At 59.8% G+C, this 18,273-nt stretch carries 13 protein-coding genes and 2 pseudogenes; 10 read left to right on the forward strand and 5 right to left on the reverse strand.

Features of this window, described 5'->3' with window-relative positions:
* From AQS8620_RS17100 to AQS8620_RS16220, 7 genes are all read left to right on the forward strand, one after another.
* A partial coding sequence (locus tag AQS8620_RS17100) for a hypothetical protein (protein ID WP_200809646.1) occupies positions 1–787 on the forward strand: 787 nt, incomplete at its 5' end.
* Positions 788–795: 8 nt separating this feature from the next.
* Entirely contained in the window at positions 796–2,487 is a 1,692-nt protein-coding gene (locus AQS8620_RS16195) for an ABC transporter transmembrane domain-containing protein (protein WP_085838071.1), read from the forward strand.
* A complete protein-coding gene (locus tag AQS8620_RS16200; RefSeq protein WP_085838072.1) occupies positions 2,484–4,685 on the forward strand; it encodes a peptidase domain-containing ABC transporter in 2,202 nt (733 codons plus the stop codon). The genes AQS8620_RS16195 and AQS8620_RS16200 overlap by 4 nt, the downstream gene beginning before the upstream one ends.
* Positions 4,682–6,169 (forward strand): HlyD family type I secretion periplasmic adaptor subunit, encoded by a 1,488-nt coding sequence (locus AQS8620_RS16205; protein WP_085838073.1) that lies wholly within the window; start codon positions 4,682–4,684, stop codon positions 6,167–6,169. Before AQS8620_RS16200 ends, AQS8620_RS16205 begins: the two co-directional genes overlap by 4 nt.
* A 10-nt stretch (positions 6,170–6,179) precedes the next feature.
* A complete protein-coding gene (locus tag AQS8620_RS16210; RefSeq protein ID WP_159453268.1) occupies positions 6,180–7,100 on the forward strand; it encodes a response regulator in 921 nt (306 codons plus the stop codon).
* On the forward strand, positions 7,097–10,396 hold the full coding sequence (locus AQS8620_RS16215; RefSeq protein WP_143267570.1) for a hybrid sensor histidine kinase/response regulator: 3,300 nt from the start codon (positions 7,097–7,099) through the stop codon (positions 10,394–10,396). Before AQS8620_RS16210 ends, AQS8620_RS16215 begins: the two co-directional genes overlap by 4 nt.
* A gap of 9 nt (positions 10,397–10,405) precedes the next feature.
* Positions 10,406–11,347 (forward strand): D-ribose ABC transporter substrate-binding protein, encoded by a 942-nt coding sequence (locus AQS8620_RS16220; RefSeq protein ID WP_085838076.1) that lies wholly within the window; start codon positions 10,406–10,408, stop codon positions 11,345–11,347.
* 54 nt (positions 11,348–11,401) lie between these two features.
* Here the strand turns inward: AQS8620_RS16220 and AQS8620_RS16225 are convergent, their stop codons facing one another.
* Positions 11,402–11,947, reverse strand: a complete 546-nt coding sequence (locus AQS8620_RS16225; protein ID WP_085838077.1) for a YaeQ family protein — start codon at positions 11,945–11,947, stop codon at positions 11,402–11,404.
* A 217-nt stretch (positions 11,948–12,164) separates the two neighbouring features.
* Between AQS8620_RS16225 and AQS8620_RS16230 the strand changes: the two genes are divergently transcribed.
* Entirely contained in the window at positions 12,165–13,541 is a 1,377-nt protein-coding gene (locus AQS8620_RS16230) for an NAD-dependent succinate-semialdehyde dehydrogenase (protein WP_085838078.1), read from the forward strand.
* A gap of 42 nt (positions 13,542–13,583) precedes the next feature.
* Entirely contained in the window at positions 13,584–14,180 is a 597-nt protein-coding gene (locus AQS8620_RS16235; protein WP_085838103.1) for an SDR family oxidoreductase, read from the forward strand.
* Between the two features lie 18 nt (positions 14,181–14,198).
* Here the strand turns inward: AQS8620_RS16235 and AQS8620_RS16240 are convergent, their stop codons facing one another.
* The gene (locus tag AQS8620_RS16240) at positions 14,199–14,735 is read right to left on the reverse strand and encodes a hypothetical protein (protein WP_085838079.1); all 537 of its coding nucleotides are present in this window, start codon (positions 14,733–14,735) and stop codon (positions 14,199–14,201) included.
* 62 nt (positions 14,736–14,797) lie between these two features.
* Positions 14,798–15,887, reverse strand: a pseudogene (locus tag AQS8620_RS16245) (IS3 family transposase).
* On the opposite strand from AQS8620_RS16245, the pseudogene AQS8620_RS17290 reads away from it, so the two are divergent.
* A pseudogene (locus AQS8620_RS17290) lies at positions 15,869–16,108 on the forward strand (YcbK family protein); the annotation flags it as partial. The pseudogenes AQS8620_RS16245 and AQS8620_RS17290 overlap by 19 nt on opposite strands.
* 337 nt (positions 16,109–16,445) lie before the next feature.
* Here the strand turns inward: AQS8620_RS17290 and AQS8620_RS16255 are convergent.
* A complete protein-coding gene (locus tag AQS8620_RS16255; RefSeq protein ID WP_085838080.1) occupies positions 16,446–17,762 on the reverse strand; it encodes an McrC family protein in 1,317 nt (438 codons plus the stop codon).
* Positions 17,762–18,268 (reverse strand): 5-methylcytosine-specific restriction endonuclease subunit McrB, encoded by a 507-nt coding sequence (locus AQS8620_RS16260; RefSeq protein WP_200809647.1) that lies wholly within the window; start codon positions 18,266–18,268, stop codon positions 17,762–17,764. Before AQS8620_RS16260 ends, AQS8620_RS16255 begins: the two co-directional genes overlap by 1 nt.
* Positions 18,269–18,273 lie beyond the last annotated feature (5 nt).

Here is an 18,273-nt window from a genome sequence, read left to right on the forward strand (position 1 = left end):
GGCCGAAATCCCGCTCGACCCCGTCGAGGAAATCCTCGGCGATATCGATGTCTCGCTGGGTGGTGAAACGCCCGATGTGGGCGAGGATAGCGACATTTCCGTCGACCTTGGACCCGTGGAAGCCGAAATCCCGCTCGACCCGGTCGAGGAAATCCTCGGCGACATAGACGTCTCGCTGGGCGGCGAAACGCCCGATGTGGGTGAGGATAGCGACATTTCCGTCGACCTTGGACCCGTGGAAGCCGAACTCCCGCTCGACCCGGTGGAGGAAATCCTCGGCGATATCGACATCTCGCTGGGCGGCGAAACGCCAGATGTTGGCGAGGATAGCGACATCTCTGTCGACCTCGGACCCGTGGAAGCGGAGATTCCGCTCGATCCGGTCGAGGACATCTTGGGCGATATCGACGTCTCGCTGGGTGGTGAAACCCCCGATGTGGGCGAGGAGAGCGACATTTCCGTCGACCTTGGACCTGTGGAAGCGGAGATTCCGCTCGACCCGGTCGAGGAAATCCTCGGCGATATCGATGTCTCTTTGGATATTGATAGCCTCTTTAACCTTTCCTCAGTCTTAACCACGCAGACTGAGGCGGAAGAAGGAGCGACCTCCTCGCTCGATTCGTCGTCTTTACTGGAGGAAACTCTGGGCGCCTCGACGGGGTCTGCGAGTGGGGACGCAAGTGCCGATATTCCGGCTCCTGAGGGCGATGTTTCGCTTGGGTTTGGACTTTTGCCTTGGGGCGAGCAGGATGGGTCAAGCGGTTTGGGTTCCTTCTCATTGTTTTGAGAGGGCTTATGATTCAGCAGGCACGCGCGGAGATACCGCGGCTTCCATTGATTGCGGCGACGATCTCGATCGTGATTTTCGAGCTCATCATCCCGCTCACCGTGCAGCAGGTCTATGATCGGTTTATTCCGAACCAAAGCCTGAGCTCGCTGAACGTCCTTGTCGCAATCGCATTGCTGTGTCTGTGCGCCGAGGCGTTCCTACGGTGGGCCCGCAGTGTTTTGCTGGGTTTGCAGGGGGCAAGTTTCGCCCATCGCGCGGGATGCCAGGTCATGGGGTCGCTCTTATCGGGGCGAATCGAAACCGCGCAAAAACAGGGGGTTGGCGGCAAACTGGCGCTCTTGAACCTTGTGCGCAGCTACCGCGAAGAAGGCAGCGGCCAGCGCATTATCGTATTGGCCGAAATCGTGATCATTCCCCTCACACTGGGCTTGATCGCGATGATTGCCGGGCGACTGGTTCTGGTGCCGCTTGGGCTGATCCTGCTGTTTGTGATCTATACGCTGATCGCGGGATCGGCGCTTTTTGATGCCAAGCAACGTCGTCAAAGCAGCGATGCGTCGCGGATTGATCTGATGGTCGAGATCCTGGGCGCGACCCAAACAATCAAAGCGCTCTCCGTCGAGCGCAATATGGTCGGCCTCTACGAGCAGAAAAAATACGCAAGCTCCCTAGACCACCTGGAGGTCAGCCGCCGCCAGACCTTTCTGTTCGATCTCACCAACAGCTTTTCAACGCTGCTAATTTTCAGCGTGATCCTCTTTGGGGCCTATCTGACCGTTGAAGGCAACATCACGGTTGGCGCCATGATTGCGTCGATCATCCTGTCGGGCCGCGCGATGCCGCCGCTGCAAAAGGCCCTTGGGATGTTGAACCGCCGCCAGGAGCATCAGGTCGAGGCCAAACAAGTTGAAGCGCTTTTAAGCGTTGTGCCCGCGACAAACGCCCTGCCTCGCGATGAGTGCCCCGAAAATATGGGGCTCTTTGCATTGAGCGCGCTGACCCTGCATCACGAGCACCAGACAGCCGACCATCCCCTGCTGATCGACAGCGCGACGCTTGACTTCCCGCGCTTTGAAATGAGCGTCTTGCAAGGGGCCCCGCATGGCGCGCTCACCCGGGTCTTTCGCGCATTTTCGGGACTCCACTCTGCGGACTCTGGCGCGGTCCTGCTCAACGGGCAGCCGATTACAACCCTTCCCGAGTCGGTGCGCACGCGCCAGGTCGCCTATCTCAAATCCGACACGACCCTGTATCGCGGGACCATTATGGACAATCTCTCGCGATTTGGGATGATCCCCACCAGCGATGTGCTGTTCATCGCCAAACAACTGCGCCTCGACGAAGACCTCTCGGTCCTCTCGCGCGGCTTTGACACGTTTTTGCGCGGTGACGGGGGCGATCCGGTGCCGCCGGGAATGCGCCAACGACTTGCATTGGCGCGTGCCCTTGCGCCGCGCCCCAAGGTGATCCTGTTCAATCACGCCGATACCGGACTTGACCGCCGCAGCTACACGGCTTTGTTTGAACTTTTTGCCCGTCTGCGCGGTCATGCGACCGTGGTCCTCGCGAGCAATGACAATACGCTCTGTGGCCTCGCGCAGCACCGCTACACGCTCGACGCGGGCCATTTGCGCGCCGAGCGGATGCAAGAAACGCAAAAGCTCGCCGTCACCTCTTACCGCGAGCTTCGCGTATGACCGCCCTTGCGCCCAAACCCGACAGGGCCGCAGCCTCGGCTGCGCGGTCGCAATTTACCGACAATTCCGCACAGCTTTTATATGCGCGGCTGAAGGGCACGAACTGGACGATCCGATCCCAAGACGAAGCCCTTGCGATGTGTTTTTGCATGATGGTTCTCAAGCTGGATCCGCTTGTCCATCCGCGCACCATCGCGTCGGTCCTACAAGGGGCCCCCGATCAGGTTTTCGATGAAACCGCATTCATCAATGCGATGGCCTCTCTGGGCTTTCGCTATCTGCGCCTCAAGGCCAAATTGAGCGACTTGGACGAACGCCTTTTGCCGGCACTGGTGTGCACACCGGATCATGGCGCACAGGTTTTTTACAACGAGACGGGGCAAGCCCATTTGTTTGACGGTCACGAAGGCGCGCATGTGCCGCTTGAGACCTCTGATGGGCGGGCCGATGTTCTGGTGTTCTCGCGCATTGTCGAAAGCGATATGGCGACCTCGAAAACCGCCCGCGAAAGCACGGGCTGGACATGGTTTGCTGCCGTCTTGCGGCGGTTTCGCCCGCAAATGCGGTTCATGTTGGTGCTGGGGGTTGGCCTGAACCTCATGTCGTTGCTGGTGCCCGTCCTGATACTGGTCGTGCATTCCCAAGTGATCAGCAGCGGCGACCTGAACCCTTTGTATTATCTGTGCTTCGGGGCCGCCCTGATCGTCGGGATCGAACTGCTGTTGCGCCGCTTGCGGTCGCGGTTTGCAGTTTGGATGATGGCGCGGCTGGATTACATCGTCGGCTGCGCGAGCTTTGAAAAGCTTCTGGGCCTTCCGGCAAACGCCCTGACCAGTGCGGGAATTTCGTCCCAACTGGCGCGGATCAAGACATTCGAAGCGGTGCGGGACTTTCTCTGCGGTCCGCTGATGATTTCAGCGATGGAACTGCCGATGTCGCTGATGGCCTTGGTGTTTTTGACCTTGCTTGGACACACCATCGTTCTGCCGGCACTGTTTGTGATGGGGATGTTTGTTCTGCTGATCCTCGCCAGCCGCCGACGTGCGGGCATCCAAATTCGCCGCGCTGCTCTCGAAAGCTCGCGGATGCAGCAATTCACGCTGGAAACCTTTGCGAAATTCGAAGCGATCCGCCTCGATGGCCTGTCCGAAAAATGGCAGGACCGCTATCGCGCCCTCTCCGGTCGCGAGCAAATGGCGCTGATGCGGCTGGCGTTGGTCGGGTCGCGCTCTGAAATACTGGCGCATTTTCTGGTCGGCATCAGCACCGTGCTGACGTTGTTTTTCGGTGCAAAACTGATCTGGGCGGGGCAGATGGGCGCGGGTGCCCTGATTGCTTGCGTCATGTTGCAAATTCGCGCGCTCTCTCCGCTGCATGCACTTGTTGGCATGGTCCCCCGCCTTGAACAGTTGCGAAATTCCGTCATCCAGATCAACCAGTTGATGGATATGGAGGATGAGGAAACAGCCCAGCCGCGCAGCATGGCCTCCTCCCGGCTGGGCGGGCACATCCAGTTTTCAAATATAGCGCTGCGCTACGACCCCAAGGCGCCGCTGATCTTTTCGGGCTTTTCACTCGAAATCGCGGCAGGCGAAGTCATCGGCATCACAGGCCCCAGCGGCAGTGGCAAGAGCAGCCTGTTGAAAATGCCGCTGGCGCTGGTGACCCCGCAACTGGGTGGCGTGCGGATCGGCAGCTTTGATATCCGCCAACTCAACCCTGTCGATCTGCGCGAACAGATCGCCTATGTACCTCAATATGTTGATCTTTTCTCCGGCACCATCGCGGCGAACATGCGCCTTGGCATGCCGATCGCCCGCGACACGGAAATCGAAAGCGCTCTTGTCGAGGTGGGCGCCTGGGAGGCCATCAGCCAGTTCCCCGATGGCATCTATACGGTCATCGATCCCACGGTTCTGGGCGAAACCATGCCGCTTCTGCGCGAGCGATTGGGGCTGGCGCGCGCCTTGCTGCGCGACACAAAAATCCTGCTGATTGACGAGCGGCCAACCGCGATGCTGCTGGCGGGATTTGACGAAGATATCCGGCGCTGCCTCACCCGCTATCGCACAGAGAAAACCATCCTGTTTGTCAGCTATCGAACAGATTTTCTGCGGATGGCGGATCGCGTGGTCGCCCTGCAAGAAAACGGACGCGCCCAAATCGGCACGCTTGATAAGATCGTGAGGATGGTATGAACGAGCAAGACGAAGCGCGCCCGCGCACCGGTTTTTTAGGTCTGCGGCGTGCGCGCACCATAAGCGACACGGCCCTGCAATACGCGGGCAGCGAAACCATCGATGTTACGCCCGCTCTGAGCGACACCGATGTCGCAAGGCTGCCTCCCCCCCCGCAGGTGCCGCAAACGGCCTCGCGGCGAGCGCGTCACTTGCGCCATCTGGCGGAAAGCGCGCGCCTTGAGGAACGCCCCGATCATTTCAGCCTGCGCTTTGCCATTTGGGGGATTTCCGGATCGCTGCTGGCGACGCTGGTCTGGACCGCCTTTGCGACCTTGCCGGAAGTTGCACGCGGCACAGGGCAGATCATGCCCCAAAGTTTCGAACGCGAATTGGTCCATCGCGAGTCCGGTCGGATTCTGGCGCTCAACACCGGGTCTGGCGATGTCGTCAAAGCCGGCGATGTCATTGCCCGACTCGACGATGACGCCGAGCGCACACAACTGAGTATCGCGCAAAGCATGAACCTGTCGCTGCGCCTGCGGATCGAGCGGCTCAGCGCCTTCGTGGAGGAGCGCACCCCCGACTTTGGCGCCGCAAGCGATGAGACCCCCGAAGTGTTGCAAGCGCAGCAGGCCTATCGCGCGATGAAGGACTCCCTGCGCGACCAGACCGCTATTTTTCTCGACCAGATTGACAAGAATATCCGCGATCGCGCCATTCTCGAACGTCAAATCGCGGCCCAAACCGAACGCCTACGCGCGCGGCAAGATCTTTTGCTGCGCCGCGAAGAGCTGTTCGAGAAAAAGCTCGTTATCTTTCCCGAGATTCTGGAAGCGCGTCAGAGTGCCGCCGATGCACAGGCAGATCTGGATATTCTGACCACGCAGTTGCAACGCAATCTCAACGCAGAGCAGGAATTGCTCTCGCGCGTGTCCTCTTTGACCAGCACCCGCAAAGCCGACGCCCGCCAGCAATTGCAACAGGCCTATGCAGAACTGTCCGAAAGCGAGGCAAGAATTCTCGGGATGCGCGAAGGGATCGAGCGCAAATCCATCCGCGCGCCCGTGGACGGCGTTCTGAAGCTGCCCGATCGCCTCGCCGTGGGCGACTTTGTCAGTGCAGGGCAACCTTTGGGCTATGTTGTCCCGCAAGATGACCCTCTGGTCGCGCGCATTCGCATTCCTGCGCGCGAGATCAGCAATATCTACATCGGCCAGCCGGTGGATCTCAAAATCACATCGCTTGATTTCATCCGCTTTGGCAAAGTCAGCGGCACGATTGCCTCGCTGTCGCCTGCGGCCTCCGTCTCGGAGACAGGCGATGTCTACTACGGTGCCGAGGTCGATCTGGAACGCGATGACCTGGTTCTGGCGGGGAAAAGTTATCCGCTTTTGCCCGGAATGGTGGTTTCCGCCGAGATCATTAACGGTTCTCGCACCGTTCTCGCGTATTTGTTCAAGCCAGTAAAAGTTGCCCTTGAGGATGCTTTCAAGGAAAGTTGAGGAACCCGTCATGTCCGGCATGCGTACCGAGTCGCCACATCAGACCACCATTCTCGCCGTTGACGACGATCCTGTTGCCCTGACAATGATCGAAGCGCTGCTCCAGCGCCTCGGCTATGCCACCCAATCCGCCCGCAGTGGCGAAGACGCGCTTGAGCGTCTGGGTGCCGGGTTTGAGCCGAGTGTCATTCTTCTGGACCGCGAAATGCCCGGCCTGAACGGCATCGACGTGGTGCGCCGCCTCAAGGAAAGCCGCGACCTTGCGCGGATTCCGGTCATTATGGTGACCGGCTCCGATGATCCCGACGAAATCCGCGAAGGGATCGACGCAGGCGTGTTCTACTACCTGCAAAAGCCGACGGACGCGCGCATCCTGTCCTCGGTTCTCACAGCCGCGCTGCGCCAGGCCGAGCAAAGCGCAATGCTCATGGTCGACAAGAAATCCACACGCGGTTTCGAATTGACAGAAGCCACCAAGATGACCTTTCGCACCATGGAGGACGCCGCAGCGCTGGCGGGGTTCGTGGCGAATTACTTCAGCGACCCTGACCGCTGCGTCGATGGCATCGCGGCTCTGTTGTTTAACGCCGTCGAGCACGGGATTTGCGGCATCGGCTTTGAGGAAAAAGGACGCCTGCTTGACGATGGGCGACTGCGCGACGAAATCCGCACACGCTTGTCCGACAAGCCCGATAGCCACGCTGTCGCGACGGTTTCGCGCCGCGCTGACGGTGTCTTCTTGTTGGTGGATGATCCGGGCAACGGGTTTGATTGGCGCGAATATACCGCGATTGAAATTTCCCGCTCTGGCGCGTCGCACGGGCGCGGCATTGCCCGCGCCAAAGCCACGGCCTTTGACGAGCTTAAATACAACGAAACCGGAACACGTGCCATCGCATTCATGCGAACATCGGCGGATTTTGATTGGTGAGTGAGGCGATTATGACGGATGAATTGAGCGACCCGACAAAGACAAAATCCCCCGCTTCGCAACGCCGCCACCCGCGACTAGCGGTGCTTGTGCTCAGCGCGTTTCTCGCGGCAGCACTGGTGTTGGATTATCTCACGCTGCAGCATGATTTTCAGGCGCGCCTTGCCACTGATGCCCGGAGCTTTACCGAGCAAGTGCAAACCAACCTCGACCAATCCCTGAACCACCCCTATCAGAATATGATCGCGCTGGAGGGTCTTATTCTGGCCTCCGAGGCCATTGATCCCGATGAGCTGTCGATTTTTGCATCTGTCGTGATCGGAGGCGGCGTTGACGTGGCCAATACCTACGGCTGGGTGCCCTTGGCCGTGGGCGAACAAATGCTCTCCATCGCCGATAATGCGGATGCCAGCCATCTGCCGTTTGACAAACTTGCCCGCGATGTTCAGGCACGATTTCGCCGCATCCAGCGCGACCCAACCGATCAAATCCTGTTTTTCGAGGGCGGCGTTCTTCCCGGACAGAACAACAATTCCGACCTCATCACCCTGTTGCACCCCGTCTATGAAACCAGAGCCGCCCAAGAGGTGCGCGGCTTTTTATTCGTCACCTATAGCATTCGCCGCCTGCTGTTGTTCTCCGACCTGCCAGCCCTGTCCTTTGCCACAAAGGTGGAAATGGCTGCGCCTTTGGGCTTTACGACCCTGTTCGAGCGCCCCGGCCAGCCCGGCTTTACCACGCCCCTTGCGGCGGTCGCGCATGTCGGGCCGATGACGCTGCAAGTTTTTGCACAGTATCAAGCGGCAACATTCTGGAGCCACGTGATCGAGCGCAAAAGCGTCAGCCAGCTGATCCTCTTTGTCGGGATGATCATTGTCGGGCTGTCGGCCTACATCAACCTCAAACAAATTCGCCTCAGTCGGCAAGCCGCCCGCACCTCGGCCAGCGCCGCCGAAGCCTCGACGCAAGCGAACTACCAAAAAACACGTTTTCTTGCCACGATGAGCCATGAAATGCGCACGCCTCTCAACGGGATTATCGGCATGGCCGACCTATTGATGGACACGCAGCTGGACGAAGGGCAACGCAAGAACCTGAGCACGCTTAGCGGCTCTGCCGAAAACCTGTTGGCGCTGATCAACCAGATTTTGGATTTCTCGAAAATCGAAGCCGGAGAAGTGGTTTTGGACCCGCAGATTTGCGATCTGGGCGAAATTGTCACGAATGTCTCCAACGCGCTCAGCATTCTGGCAGCCACCAAAAAAATCGAACTGGTCACGATCCTGCCGATGCAGGCCTGTCTGCCTGTGCTTGTTGACAGCATGAAGCTGCGGCAGATTCTGACAAATCTTTTGTCGAACGCGATCAAATTTACGCAAAAAGGCTCGGTCACCTTGCGGGTCGATTTCATGGAACAGGGGGCCGACGGCACCGTTGTGTTGAAATTCACCGTCGAAGACACGGGCATCGGCATCGAAAGCAGTCGCCTGCAAGCGGTCTTCGAACCCTTCGAGCAGGCCGATGTGTCCACGACGCGCAATTACGGCGGGACGGGCCTTGGCTTGCCCATCACCCGCGATCTCGCCCGTGCGATGGGGAGCGACATCACCGCCCATTCGGAAATCGGGCGCGGATCGACTTTCTCCTTCATGCTGAGGATGGAAGCGGATTGTACCGCGCAACCTTTCCGCCGCGAGCGCTGCGTCCTGGGCATCCAGAACACTTTGGTTGTTCTCACCGACACACAACGCCGCATTGCTGCCCTGATCGCGCTTGAAAGTTCCGGCGCCCAGCCCGTCAGCATCCCCGATATCGAGCAGGCCAATGCCGCGATCCAAGCCGCCATCGAACGATGTGATCCCTTCGATCTGGTGCTGGTCGAGGATGCCGCTGCCGCGCGAAAGATATCGGAGTTTCAAGCAAAAACGCCCGGAGCAGGCAAACTGAAAGTCGGGATCTTGCGCTCCTCCATTCTGGGCAACGAGCCAATGTCGCAAGACGAACAATCCTCGGCCTGTTTTGTCCTGAATGCGCCCCACACGGCTGGCGCTGTGACCTGCGCGATTGCAACGGCGTTCCATCATCGCAGCTTTTCGAAAGTCGACGAACAGGACACGAAATCGGAGGTTGCCATCACCTTTGACGGGCTGCGCGTCCTGCTGGTCGATGACGATGAGGTGAACCAGATCTACGGCCTTGCGCTTTTGGAAAAGCTGGGCTGCGTCGTCACCTCAGCCTGGAACGGCCAAGAAGCCCTTGAGAAAATCGGGGATGGAAAATCCCTCGATGTCATCTTTATGGACTGTCAAATGCCAATCATGGACGGTCTCACCGCGACGCGGGAATTGAAATGCCGCATGGCTGCGGGCGATGTTGCCGTCTTGCCCATCATCGCCCTTACCGCGAATGCGCAAAAAGAAGATCGTGAAGCCTGCCTTCAGGCCGGGATGAACGAATTCCTGTCCAAACCCGTACGACAAAAAGAGGTAACGCAGATCCTCGCTCAGCTGCGCCCCAAAGCGCAAGTCCGCGCGCGCGTTCCGGTTATTCCCGTCAAGGACCCCGTGCCGCAGTTCTTGTCCGGCGCAGAACCGCCCCAAGCGACTGCCGCGCCGCAAAAGCCCGTATCGCCCGATGTTCCTGACGACGCGGTCCCCGACAGCCCTGTCAGCCCCCCTGCGTCAGCGCCTGTCAAAGAGGTCGTCAAAGCCTTGCCGCCGGACCCCGAGGCGCCAGGCCAGAAACCGGTCATGCCTGCAAATGCGACACCGCAGGCGGATGTCGCGAAAGCGCCGCCAGTGGTCACGCCGCCTCCCCCAAGCAAACCCGCGCTCTCGGGCTTGGACAAGATACCACAAGCCGCCACCAGCGCACCCAAACCGGCCCCCGTTCCAAGCCCCGTTGAACAGGCGCAGGAGCCGGCCGCCTATGTTCCCAAAAACAGCGTTCTCGCGGTGGAGGTTTTGCGGGAAACCAAGGAAATGCTGGGCGGCGGTTTTGGCAAACTCCTTCAAAGCTTTATCGCGTCTTCCCCCGGGCGGCTGGAGACACTCGGCCCGGATATCGAAAGCCGCAACTACGAAGACGTGCGCCGCACCGCCCATACGTTGAAAAGCTCGTCAAAAATGGTCGGCGCGATGGCCATGGCGGAAGTCGCCGAAAAACTCGAGGCCGAAGCGCGCAAGCCCAACCCCTCGCGCGCCGACGCCACCCGCTACAAACAGGCGCTCAATGCCGCTTACGCGGCCTATATCGAGCGCCTGCGTCAAAGCAAAAACCTTGCGAAATCTGCCTGAGGAGCCAAAATGTTTCGAACGATCCTATGTGCGAGCCTTTTGAGTGCAGTTGTCAGTCAAGGCGCTGCTGCCCAACAGAAAATCGTTACTGTCATTGTAAACGACCCCTCGAACCCCTTTTGGTTTGCCGAAGGAGAAGCGGCCAAACGCCAGGCGCAAAGCCTTGGCTACCGTGTGCATGTCTATGCCCATTCGGGCGACCTAAAAACCGAGGCACAGCTTATGTCGCGCGCGATCGCCCATCAAAGCAGCGCCATCTTGCTTGATCCGGCAAGCTCGGAGAAATCCCTCTCGTCCATCAGGGCCGTAAAAGACGCCGAGATTCCGGTGTTTATCTTGAATTCGCGTGTCAAAGAGGGCATCAGCCAAGGGCAGTTCGTTTCCGACAATCTGGCCTGTGCGCGCAATTCTGCGATGAATTTTGCACGTTTCATGGGCCAAAAGGGCCGCTACATCATCCTGCACGGCCCTGGAAGCGATCTGAATTCCAAACTGCGGCGCAGCGGCTTCGAAGAGGTCTTGCAGGGCTATCCGGAGCTTCAACCTGTCGCAAGCGTGGTCGCCTCATGGAAGCGCGATGTCGCCTTCGAACTCGTCACGGGCCTGGTGGCCTCGGGGGTCAAATTTGAAGGCATCCTTGCCGCCAATGACGAGATGGCTCTGGGGGCTTTCGACGCGGTGAGAAATGAAAGCTGGGCTGCTGGCATTGCAATCGGCGGCTTTGACGGCTCCCCCGAAGCGGTCCGCGCCGTCGCCGAGAGCAAGCTCAGCTACACGGTTTTGCAGCCCATCGTAGAAATTTCCCGAAAAGCGACGATCCAGATGGACAGCCTGATCCGCAGCGGAAAAACGCTCGCAAGCGCGGAAGTTCAAAGCTTCCCCTGCGACATCATCACAGTCCAGAATGCGCCGCTTGCCCTGCAAAGCGGGTTTGAGTTGCAAACCCAGTAGCCCTGCCGGATCGCCCGACGCTTGGGCAAAACGAAAGCCTGTGAGCAATACTTTCTAGCTGTCATCCTTCCATATTTGGGGCGTGACGTAGAGCGTGGTCTCGTCGAGGCCGATCATGACGTCGCCCTCCTGAATATTGACCTGAAGTTTCATCGCGCGGTTTGCCAGTTGCGCAAGCGCGGTGGTATCGGCCTGGGCAAAATTCACCACACGGAGGTTGTCGAAACGGCTGGTGCTGTTCTGGATTTTCTCCCACCACATCTCGGCGGTTTTGCCGCCATAGGGGTAGACAATCACGGATTTCGCCTTGCTACAGGACTGGCGCACAACCTTTTCACTTGGAAGCCCGAGCGCGACCCAAAGATCAATCTCGCCGCTCAGGCTTTTTTGCCAGATGTCGGGCTCGTCGTCCGTGGACAGACCTTTGGTCAGCTCCAGATGCTCATGCGCATTCAACGCAAAGGCAAGGAGGCGGACCATCAACCGCTCGTCGGTCTCCGAGGGATGTTTGGCAACGGTCAGTTTGTGGGTCTCGTAATAGTGTCGATCCATATCGCAGACCGACAGCTCGATTTTGTAAATAGTGGCATTTTGCGCCATGATCAGTCCAAACTCCCAAGGATCGGTCTGCCTACCCCGTCCACGGCGCTTTTGGAAGCGGTTAAGGTCGCGGCCCCTGTCAGCTCAGGCATGGCCACCTCGCACAGCGGGGGCGGCATAGGGTGACACAGGCGGCGCTTGTGCGCCTGCCGCAGCGGCAGAATGGAACCTGACGTGAGGCCCGATTGTTGCTTTGGTAACGAACAAAGGAACAGTCATGTCCACGATCACAACGACCAACCCCGCGACTGGAAAGACGATCCAGACCTATCCGATGATGTCCGCCCAAGAGGCCACCGCAAAACTGCAAGCCGCGCACGGCGCCTTTGAGGACTGGCGCCACCTCACACACGCCCAACGCGCGCCCTATCTGACCAAGATCGCTGAAACCCTGCGCGGCGCGGCCGATGAGCTGGCTGCATTGATGACGCAGGAAACCGGCAAATTGCTCAGGGATGGCAAGCGCGAAGTCGACCTCTGCGCCGCGCTTTTTGACTATTGCGCCAAAAACGGACCCGCTCTTTTGGCTGATGAGGACCGCACCCATGGCGCGGATGGCGCGCGCGGCGTCGTCAGCTATCAGCCGACTGGCGTGATTTATTCCATCCAGCCGTGGAATTTCCCTCTGTATCAACCCGTGCGCGTGCTGGCCGCCAACCTGATGGCGGGGAACGCCTGCGTGCTGAAACATGCGAGCATCTGCACAGGCACGGGGCTGCGTTTGCGCGAGCTCTGCATCGAAGCGGGTCTGCCCGAGGATCTGTTTCAGGTCATCCTGATCGACCATGACACCAGCGACACGCTGATCGCGCACCCGTTGGTGCGGGGCGTGACCCTGACGGGCAGTGATGGCGCGGGGCGTCACGTTGGCGCCGTGGCCGCCAAAGCTTTGAAGAAAACCGTGCTCGAACTCGGATCCAACGACGCCTATCTCGTGCTGGAAGACGCGGACATCGAAACAGCCGTCAAATATTGCGTGATGGGGCGGCTCTATAATAACGGGGAAACCTGCGTCGCGGCCAAACGGTTTGTCGTGACCGACAAAGTTTATGACGCCTTCCTGGACGCCTTTGTCGCGCAGATGGCGTCGATCAAAATGGGCGATCCGGCCGACGAAAGCACCCAACTTGGCCCGCTGTCGAGCCAGGATCAATGCGACACGGTCAAAGGCCAGGTCGAGGACAGCGTGACCGCGGGGGCCAAACTGTTGTGCGGCGGCGACGTTCCTGAGCGCGACGGGGCGTTTTACCCCGCCACGGTGCTTGTCGATGTCACCCCCGGAATGCCCGCCTATGACGACGAGATTTTCGGGCCGGTTGCCGCCGTGATCCGCGCCAAGGACGACACCGATGCGATGCGTATCGCCAACGACAGCCGCTACGGTCTGGGCGGCGGCATCTTCTGCAAGGACGAAGAGCGGGCGCTGAAACTGGCCCGCGATCACTTTGACACGGGCATGGTGCGCATCAATTCATTCGGCGCAGCCGATCCGAACATGCCCTTTGGCGGGGTCAAGGACTCCGGCTATGGGCGCGAACACGGGGGCTTTGGGATGAAGGAATTCGTCAACGTCAAAGCGATCTTCCTGCCCTGATCCGCTTAAATTCAAAAAGACAGAAAGGACAGCATTATGTCTTTGAACATTCTCATCGCCGGCGCGACCGGTGCAACGGGGCGCATTCTGGCCCAAGATCTTTTGGACCACGGCCACAGCGTCACGGCCCTTGTGCGTGAAAGTTCCGACACCAGCAGCCTGCCCGCAGGCGTTCGTCTACGCAGCGGCGATCTTACCGATCTTCAGCCGGGTGCCTGTGACGGCATGGATGTGGCGGTGTTTGCGGCGGGGTCAGGCGGGGCAACCGGACCGGATATGACCGATAAAGTCGATCGCGACGGCGCAAAGCGTCTCATCGATCTGGCCAAAGAGGCCGGGCTCAGCCGCTTTGTGATGCTTAGCTCCATCGGGGCGGATCACCCCGATGGGGGCAGCCCTCTGGCACATTATCTTCAGGCGAAACACGACGCCGACGCGCATCTGAAGGCCTCAGGGCTCACCTATGCAATCCTGCGCCCTGTGAGCCTGACCAACGACGGGCGCAGCGCCAAAATCGTGCTGGGCGGAGAGGTCGACAAAAGCGCCAAAGCAAGCCGCGCGGATGTTGCCGCCGTCCTTGCCCAAGCCGCAACCTCGTCGGAATTCGACGGTAAGGCGCTGGACATGCAATCGGCCTAAGCTGGGACCCGCGCCGCCTTAAACCACGGGTTTTCCGTCGGCTGGGGGTGGCGCGGGCCACAAATCGCGGATCGTGTGGAAATACAAATCGATTTCCAACCCGAGGCCAACATCGAACTCCGCAAGATCCTGACCCTCCCAGCGCTGATCCTCCAAACGTGCAAGAAAGCCCGCGCGGGCGTGCTCATCTTGTGGCGCGAGAGGCAACATCTGCGCCGCACGCAACAGATCGATGCGTTTGTGAACCTCGCGCATCGCTGAAAACGCCTCCATCATCATCGACGTCAGCCGCGCATCATCGCGCCACGAACGCCCGTCAAACACCTCCTGGACCACGCGATTGCCCGCACCGAGACAGTCATAGGCCACGCAACCGGACATGCCCTGGGCCATCAGGTCATCGTGAATACCGCAGGCATGGTGCGACAGATTGCGACAGGGCTCGCAGGGGTTCTTGCTAAACGCGAAATCCTTGCCCTTGTCGAACGCAAGCACAAGGCAACACAGCGCGGCACATTTCGAACAATCGGTCTGGAGAAGGTCAATTTCGCTCATTGCGGCTTTCGCTTTCGGGCCTCGGTAATCCCCCCGTTTTTGCGAGGGCTTGAACGTAGAATTTACGCGGCCATTCTCGGTTTCTGGGCGGGGATCATGCCGCCATTGCCCATGTTGGGGCGCTCGTTGTTGTAGGACCAGAGCCACTCAGTGGCAACTTGCTGCACCTCGTCGAGGGTTGCGAAGATGTGGAGGTCCAGCCATTCATGCCGGACCCTCCGATTGTAGCGCTCTACATAAGCATTTTGCTGCGGCTTCCCGGGCTGGATGTGGGCAAGAGCGATGCCCTTGTGTTCGGCCCATTCCATCAACGCTCCACTGACTATTCAAGCCCGTTGTCCACCCGGATCGTCTTCGGAAGGCCACGCCATTGATGATCCGGTTCAGGGCCCGGACAACCCGCTCGGCAGGCCGCGAGAAGTCGACCTCGATGCCGAGCCCCCCCGGTTGAAGTCGTCCAGAACTTCAGCAGCCGGAACTGGCGCCCATCTTCAAGCCGGTCGGCCATGAAATCCATGGACCAGACCTCATTCGCCGCCTCTGGAATCGCCAGCACCTCGCGCTTTAACCGCTTGCGGGGCTTGATTGTCACCCGGCAGGGCATCCCACAGGGCTGTCCCGAGAGGGGCGCAGGTTCAGCTCCAGTTTGCGATAGATCCGGTACACGCGCTTGTGGTTCCAGCCATGGCCCTGAACATTGCGCATGTACACGAGAGACCGAAGCCCCAGGTCTTCTTCGCGTTCGTCAGCCCAAGCAACAGGTCGGCGATCTGCTCGTTCTCGTCGTCCAGCTTGGGGCTGTACCGGTAACAGGTCTCGCTGACCTCGAAGGCCGGCATGATGAGAACATTGATCGCCATTGGTTCAAGAATAATGGTCGAATGCAATGCTGACGCCCTTCATCGCCACCGCTTTCACGGCCAACTCTCGGCGCTGAGCTGGCCGTTTTATTTCCAGGTGCCTCCTTCAAAAGGTCATTCTGCATGCTGACGTCGACATACATCCGCTTCAGGCGTCGGTTTTCCTCGGCCATCGCCTTCATCTCGCTGATGAGGCTGGCATCCATGCCGCCGTACTTCGCCCGCCACTTGTGCTGCTCATGCCGTGTTCGCGGCACAGCTCCGCAGCGGAAACACCGCCCTCTCGGGCCAGCGCGCAGCTGGGGAGAACCCTTCGTGCCGGAAACCCTGCCTGCCCGCGAAGTGCTGGCCGACAGCCGGCCCCTCAAAGGCGGTTGCGCTGCAGGCATCGCGACGGTCGGTACCGCCGGTGTCGAAGTCGCGCAAGAGGTCCTGGCGGAAACGCAATCCGCCATCCTGCCCCTGGTGTCGTATCTCAACACCCTGCGCTGGCTTTTCATCGCTGTGGCGCTGATCGTGACCTGCCCCCCCGGTCGTCCCTCGTTAATACCGAGAGTCCTCAGGTTTGATATTCGTCGGTTTCGGGTGTGGCAAGCGCGTCGGGTGCGGAGCGACTATGTCGTACTGCGCGATCAAGCGCGGGCGTGCCGGTAAAAGCCGGGCCGGACGAAGGTTCCGCAGGAAGCGAAAGACGCCTAGACTGCGGCGCATCGCCCGGCCTGTTTCATGGATTCACGCTATCAACGCGCGGCAGCTATCCGCTGCTGGTCGACGATGGCAGATGCGGTCATTCCAGTCCCGTACCGCGAGGGGCACAATTGTGTCCCTGCCATGGGCGTGTCCTTCGCCCTCACGGTTCTGCGGCGGACATTTCTTCGATGCCGGTCAGGATCCGGCCGCGAATGCGGTCCACAAGGTCGGCACCGCTGGAGGTGTCGAAGCTTGCCGTTTCCAGCAGTGTTTCCTGATCCGTCACCCGGAACCGCGCGCGGATCCCTTCCTCGTCGCCCAGGCTCGCGTGGTGGGGATAAAGCAGCGTCAACCGCGGAGCCTTGTAGAGGTGAGCATAGGCCATCATCTGATAGACATCCGCCTGGGAGACCCCCTGTTTCGGATCGTCGATCCGCTCGGAAATACGTTTCCACTTGGTGTCGATCACATGGGCAACCTTATCGCCAAGCTTGATGAGGATGTCGGGCTTGGTTTGAAAAACCGCACGTTCGTCGTCGATCGACCTCAGACAAAACAGGCGGCCACCCTGCAGGGTCACGCGGAATTCGGACCCCGCCAGCGCCCGCGTCACCAGACGGCCGATGTACTCCTCGAACAGGACATTCATCTCGAACAACAGTGCCGATCCCTGCCCCGAGCCAGCGCTGGTCGTTTGGTACCGGTTGCGCAGGAACAGCTGCGCCATTCCATAGAGTTCCTGCCAGGCACTGTTGGTGCGGTCGATGACAACATCGTCCCACTGCAGGGCCGGGAGATGCACCTGCGCGACCTCGGCATAAACGAAGGCCAGTTCCCGCAGCCGCTGAACATTCGTCGCGGTGCGCGACATGCCCGCCAGATGCACGATGGTCGCCTTCATGATGCGGTTGAGGGCGATATCCTCGGACAACTCATCAAAGCGGCAGGCCAGGCGGCCCGGGTTTGCGAGATGCCGCGTGAACTGACGCGGGATATCCAGCGATCCCCGCAAGGTCGGCAGGTCGTCGTCATGAAGGGTGTAGCGCCGCGGCATGCCCCGGCGCACCGCCTCGGTAAGCTTGTCGCAAAAGATGCGGATCAGGATTTCCAGCAGGGTTTCGCGCTGCCAGTCGAGGTCGGTCATACGTCCGGTCTCGACCTTGAGATTGAGGGCCACTGCAAGCATGTGCACAAGGCGCTTGCGGATCTCGCGCGTCTCCTGGGGCGAGCCTTCCTTTTCGCCGACGTCGATCTTCGGCAGGATTTCCAGCGTGCAGCCCGGCACCGCCAGAACGCCAACCACACCCCGCGCCCGCAGGTCATGGCGGCGATACTCCAGCACACCATCACCGCCGCGCCCAGCAAAGGGAGATGCCTTGGCCAGTGCTACAAGGCGCTGGGCAAGATGCGGCGGAATGCATCCTTCCCCATCGCCATGGGGCACGGTCTTCCATTCGCCAACGCAGAAGGCGGGCATCAGGGCGCGAACTCGGAGAAGTCGAACTGGTCCTTCACCCGCCAGCGCAGTCTCTCGCCGCTGAAGTCATCAGCGGCAATTCCGGGCGGCGCAGTCAGGCGGCGCGCCTCCAGAAACCGGGATGGGCCCTGCGGGCCATCGCCCAGAACCACGGCGACCTTCGACCAATCCTCGTAGAAATACTCGGACAGGAGCGGAATGACCTTGTGCCGCATGACGTCCTCGACCGCCTCGGCCGATGTGCAGCCAGTGAAATAGGCGTGCCCGATCTGGTGTTCGCGGTCGAAGAGATACTCGATGCGGTCGTTGATCGTGGTCAGCAGCTTTTGCAGGTTTATCCCGCCGACATTCGGGGACAGGACCGCCGGGTTCGGCATCAATTCCTTGAAGGTGAACCGACGGCGCAGGGCGGTATCCAGCAGCGCAATCGAGCGGTCGGCCGTGTTCATGGTGCCGATGACGTGCAAGTTCTGCGGTACACCAAAGCGCTTCTTGGAATAGGGCAAGGTCA

Source organism: Aquimixticola soesokkakensis, from assembly GCF_900172375.1.
GTDB classification, from domain to species: Bacteria; Pseudomonadota; Alphaproteobacteria; order Rhodobacterales; family Rhodobacteraceae; genus Aquimixticola; species Aquimixticola soesokkakensis.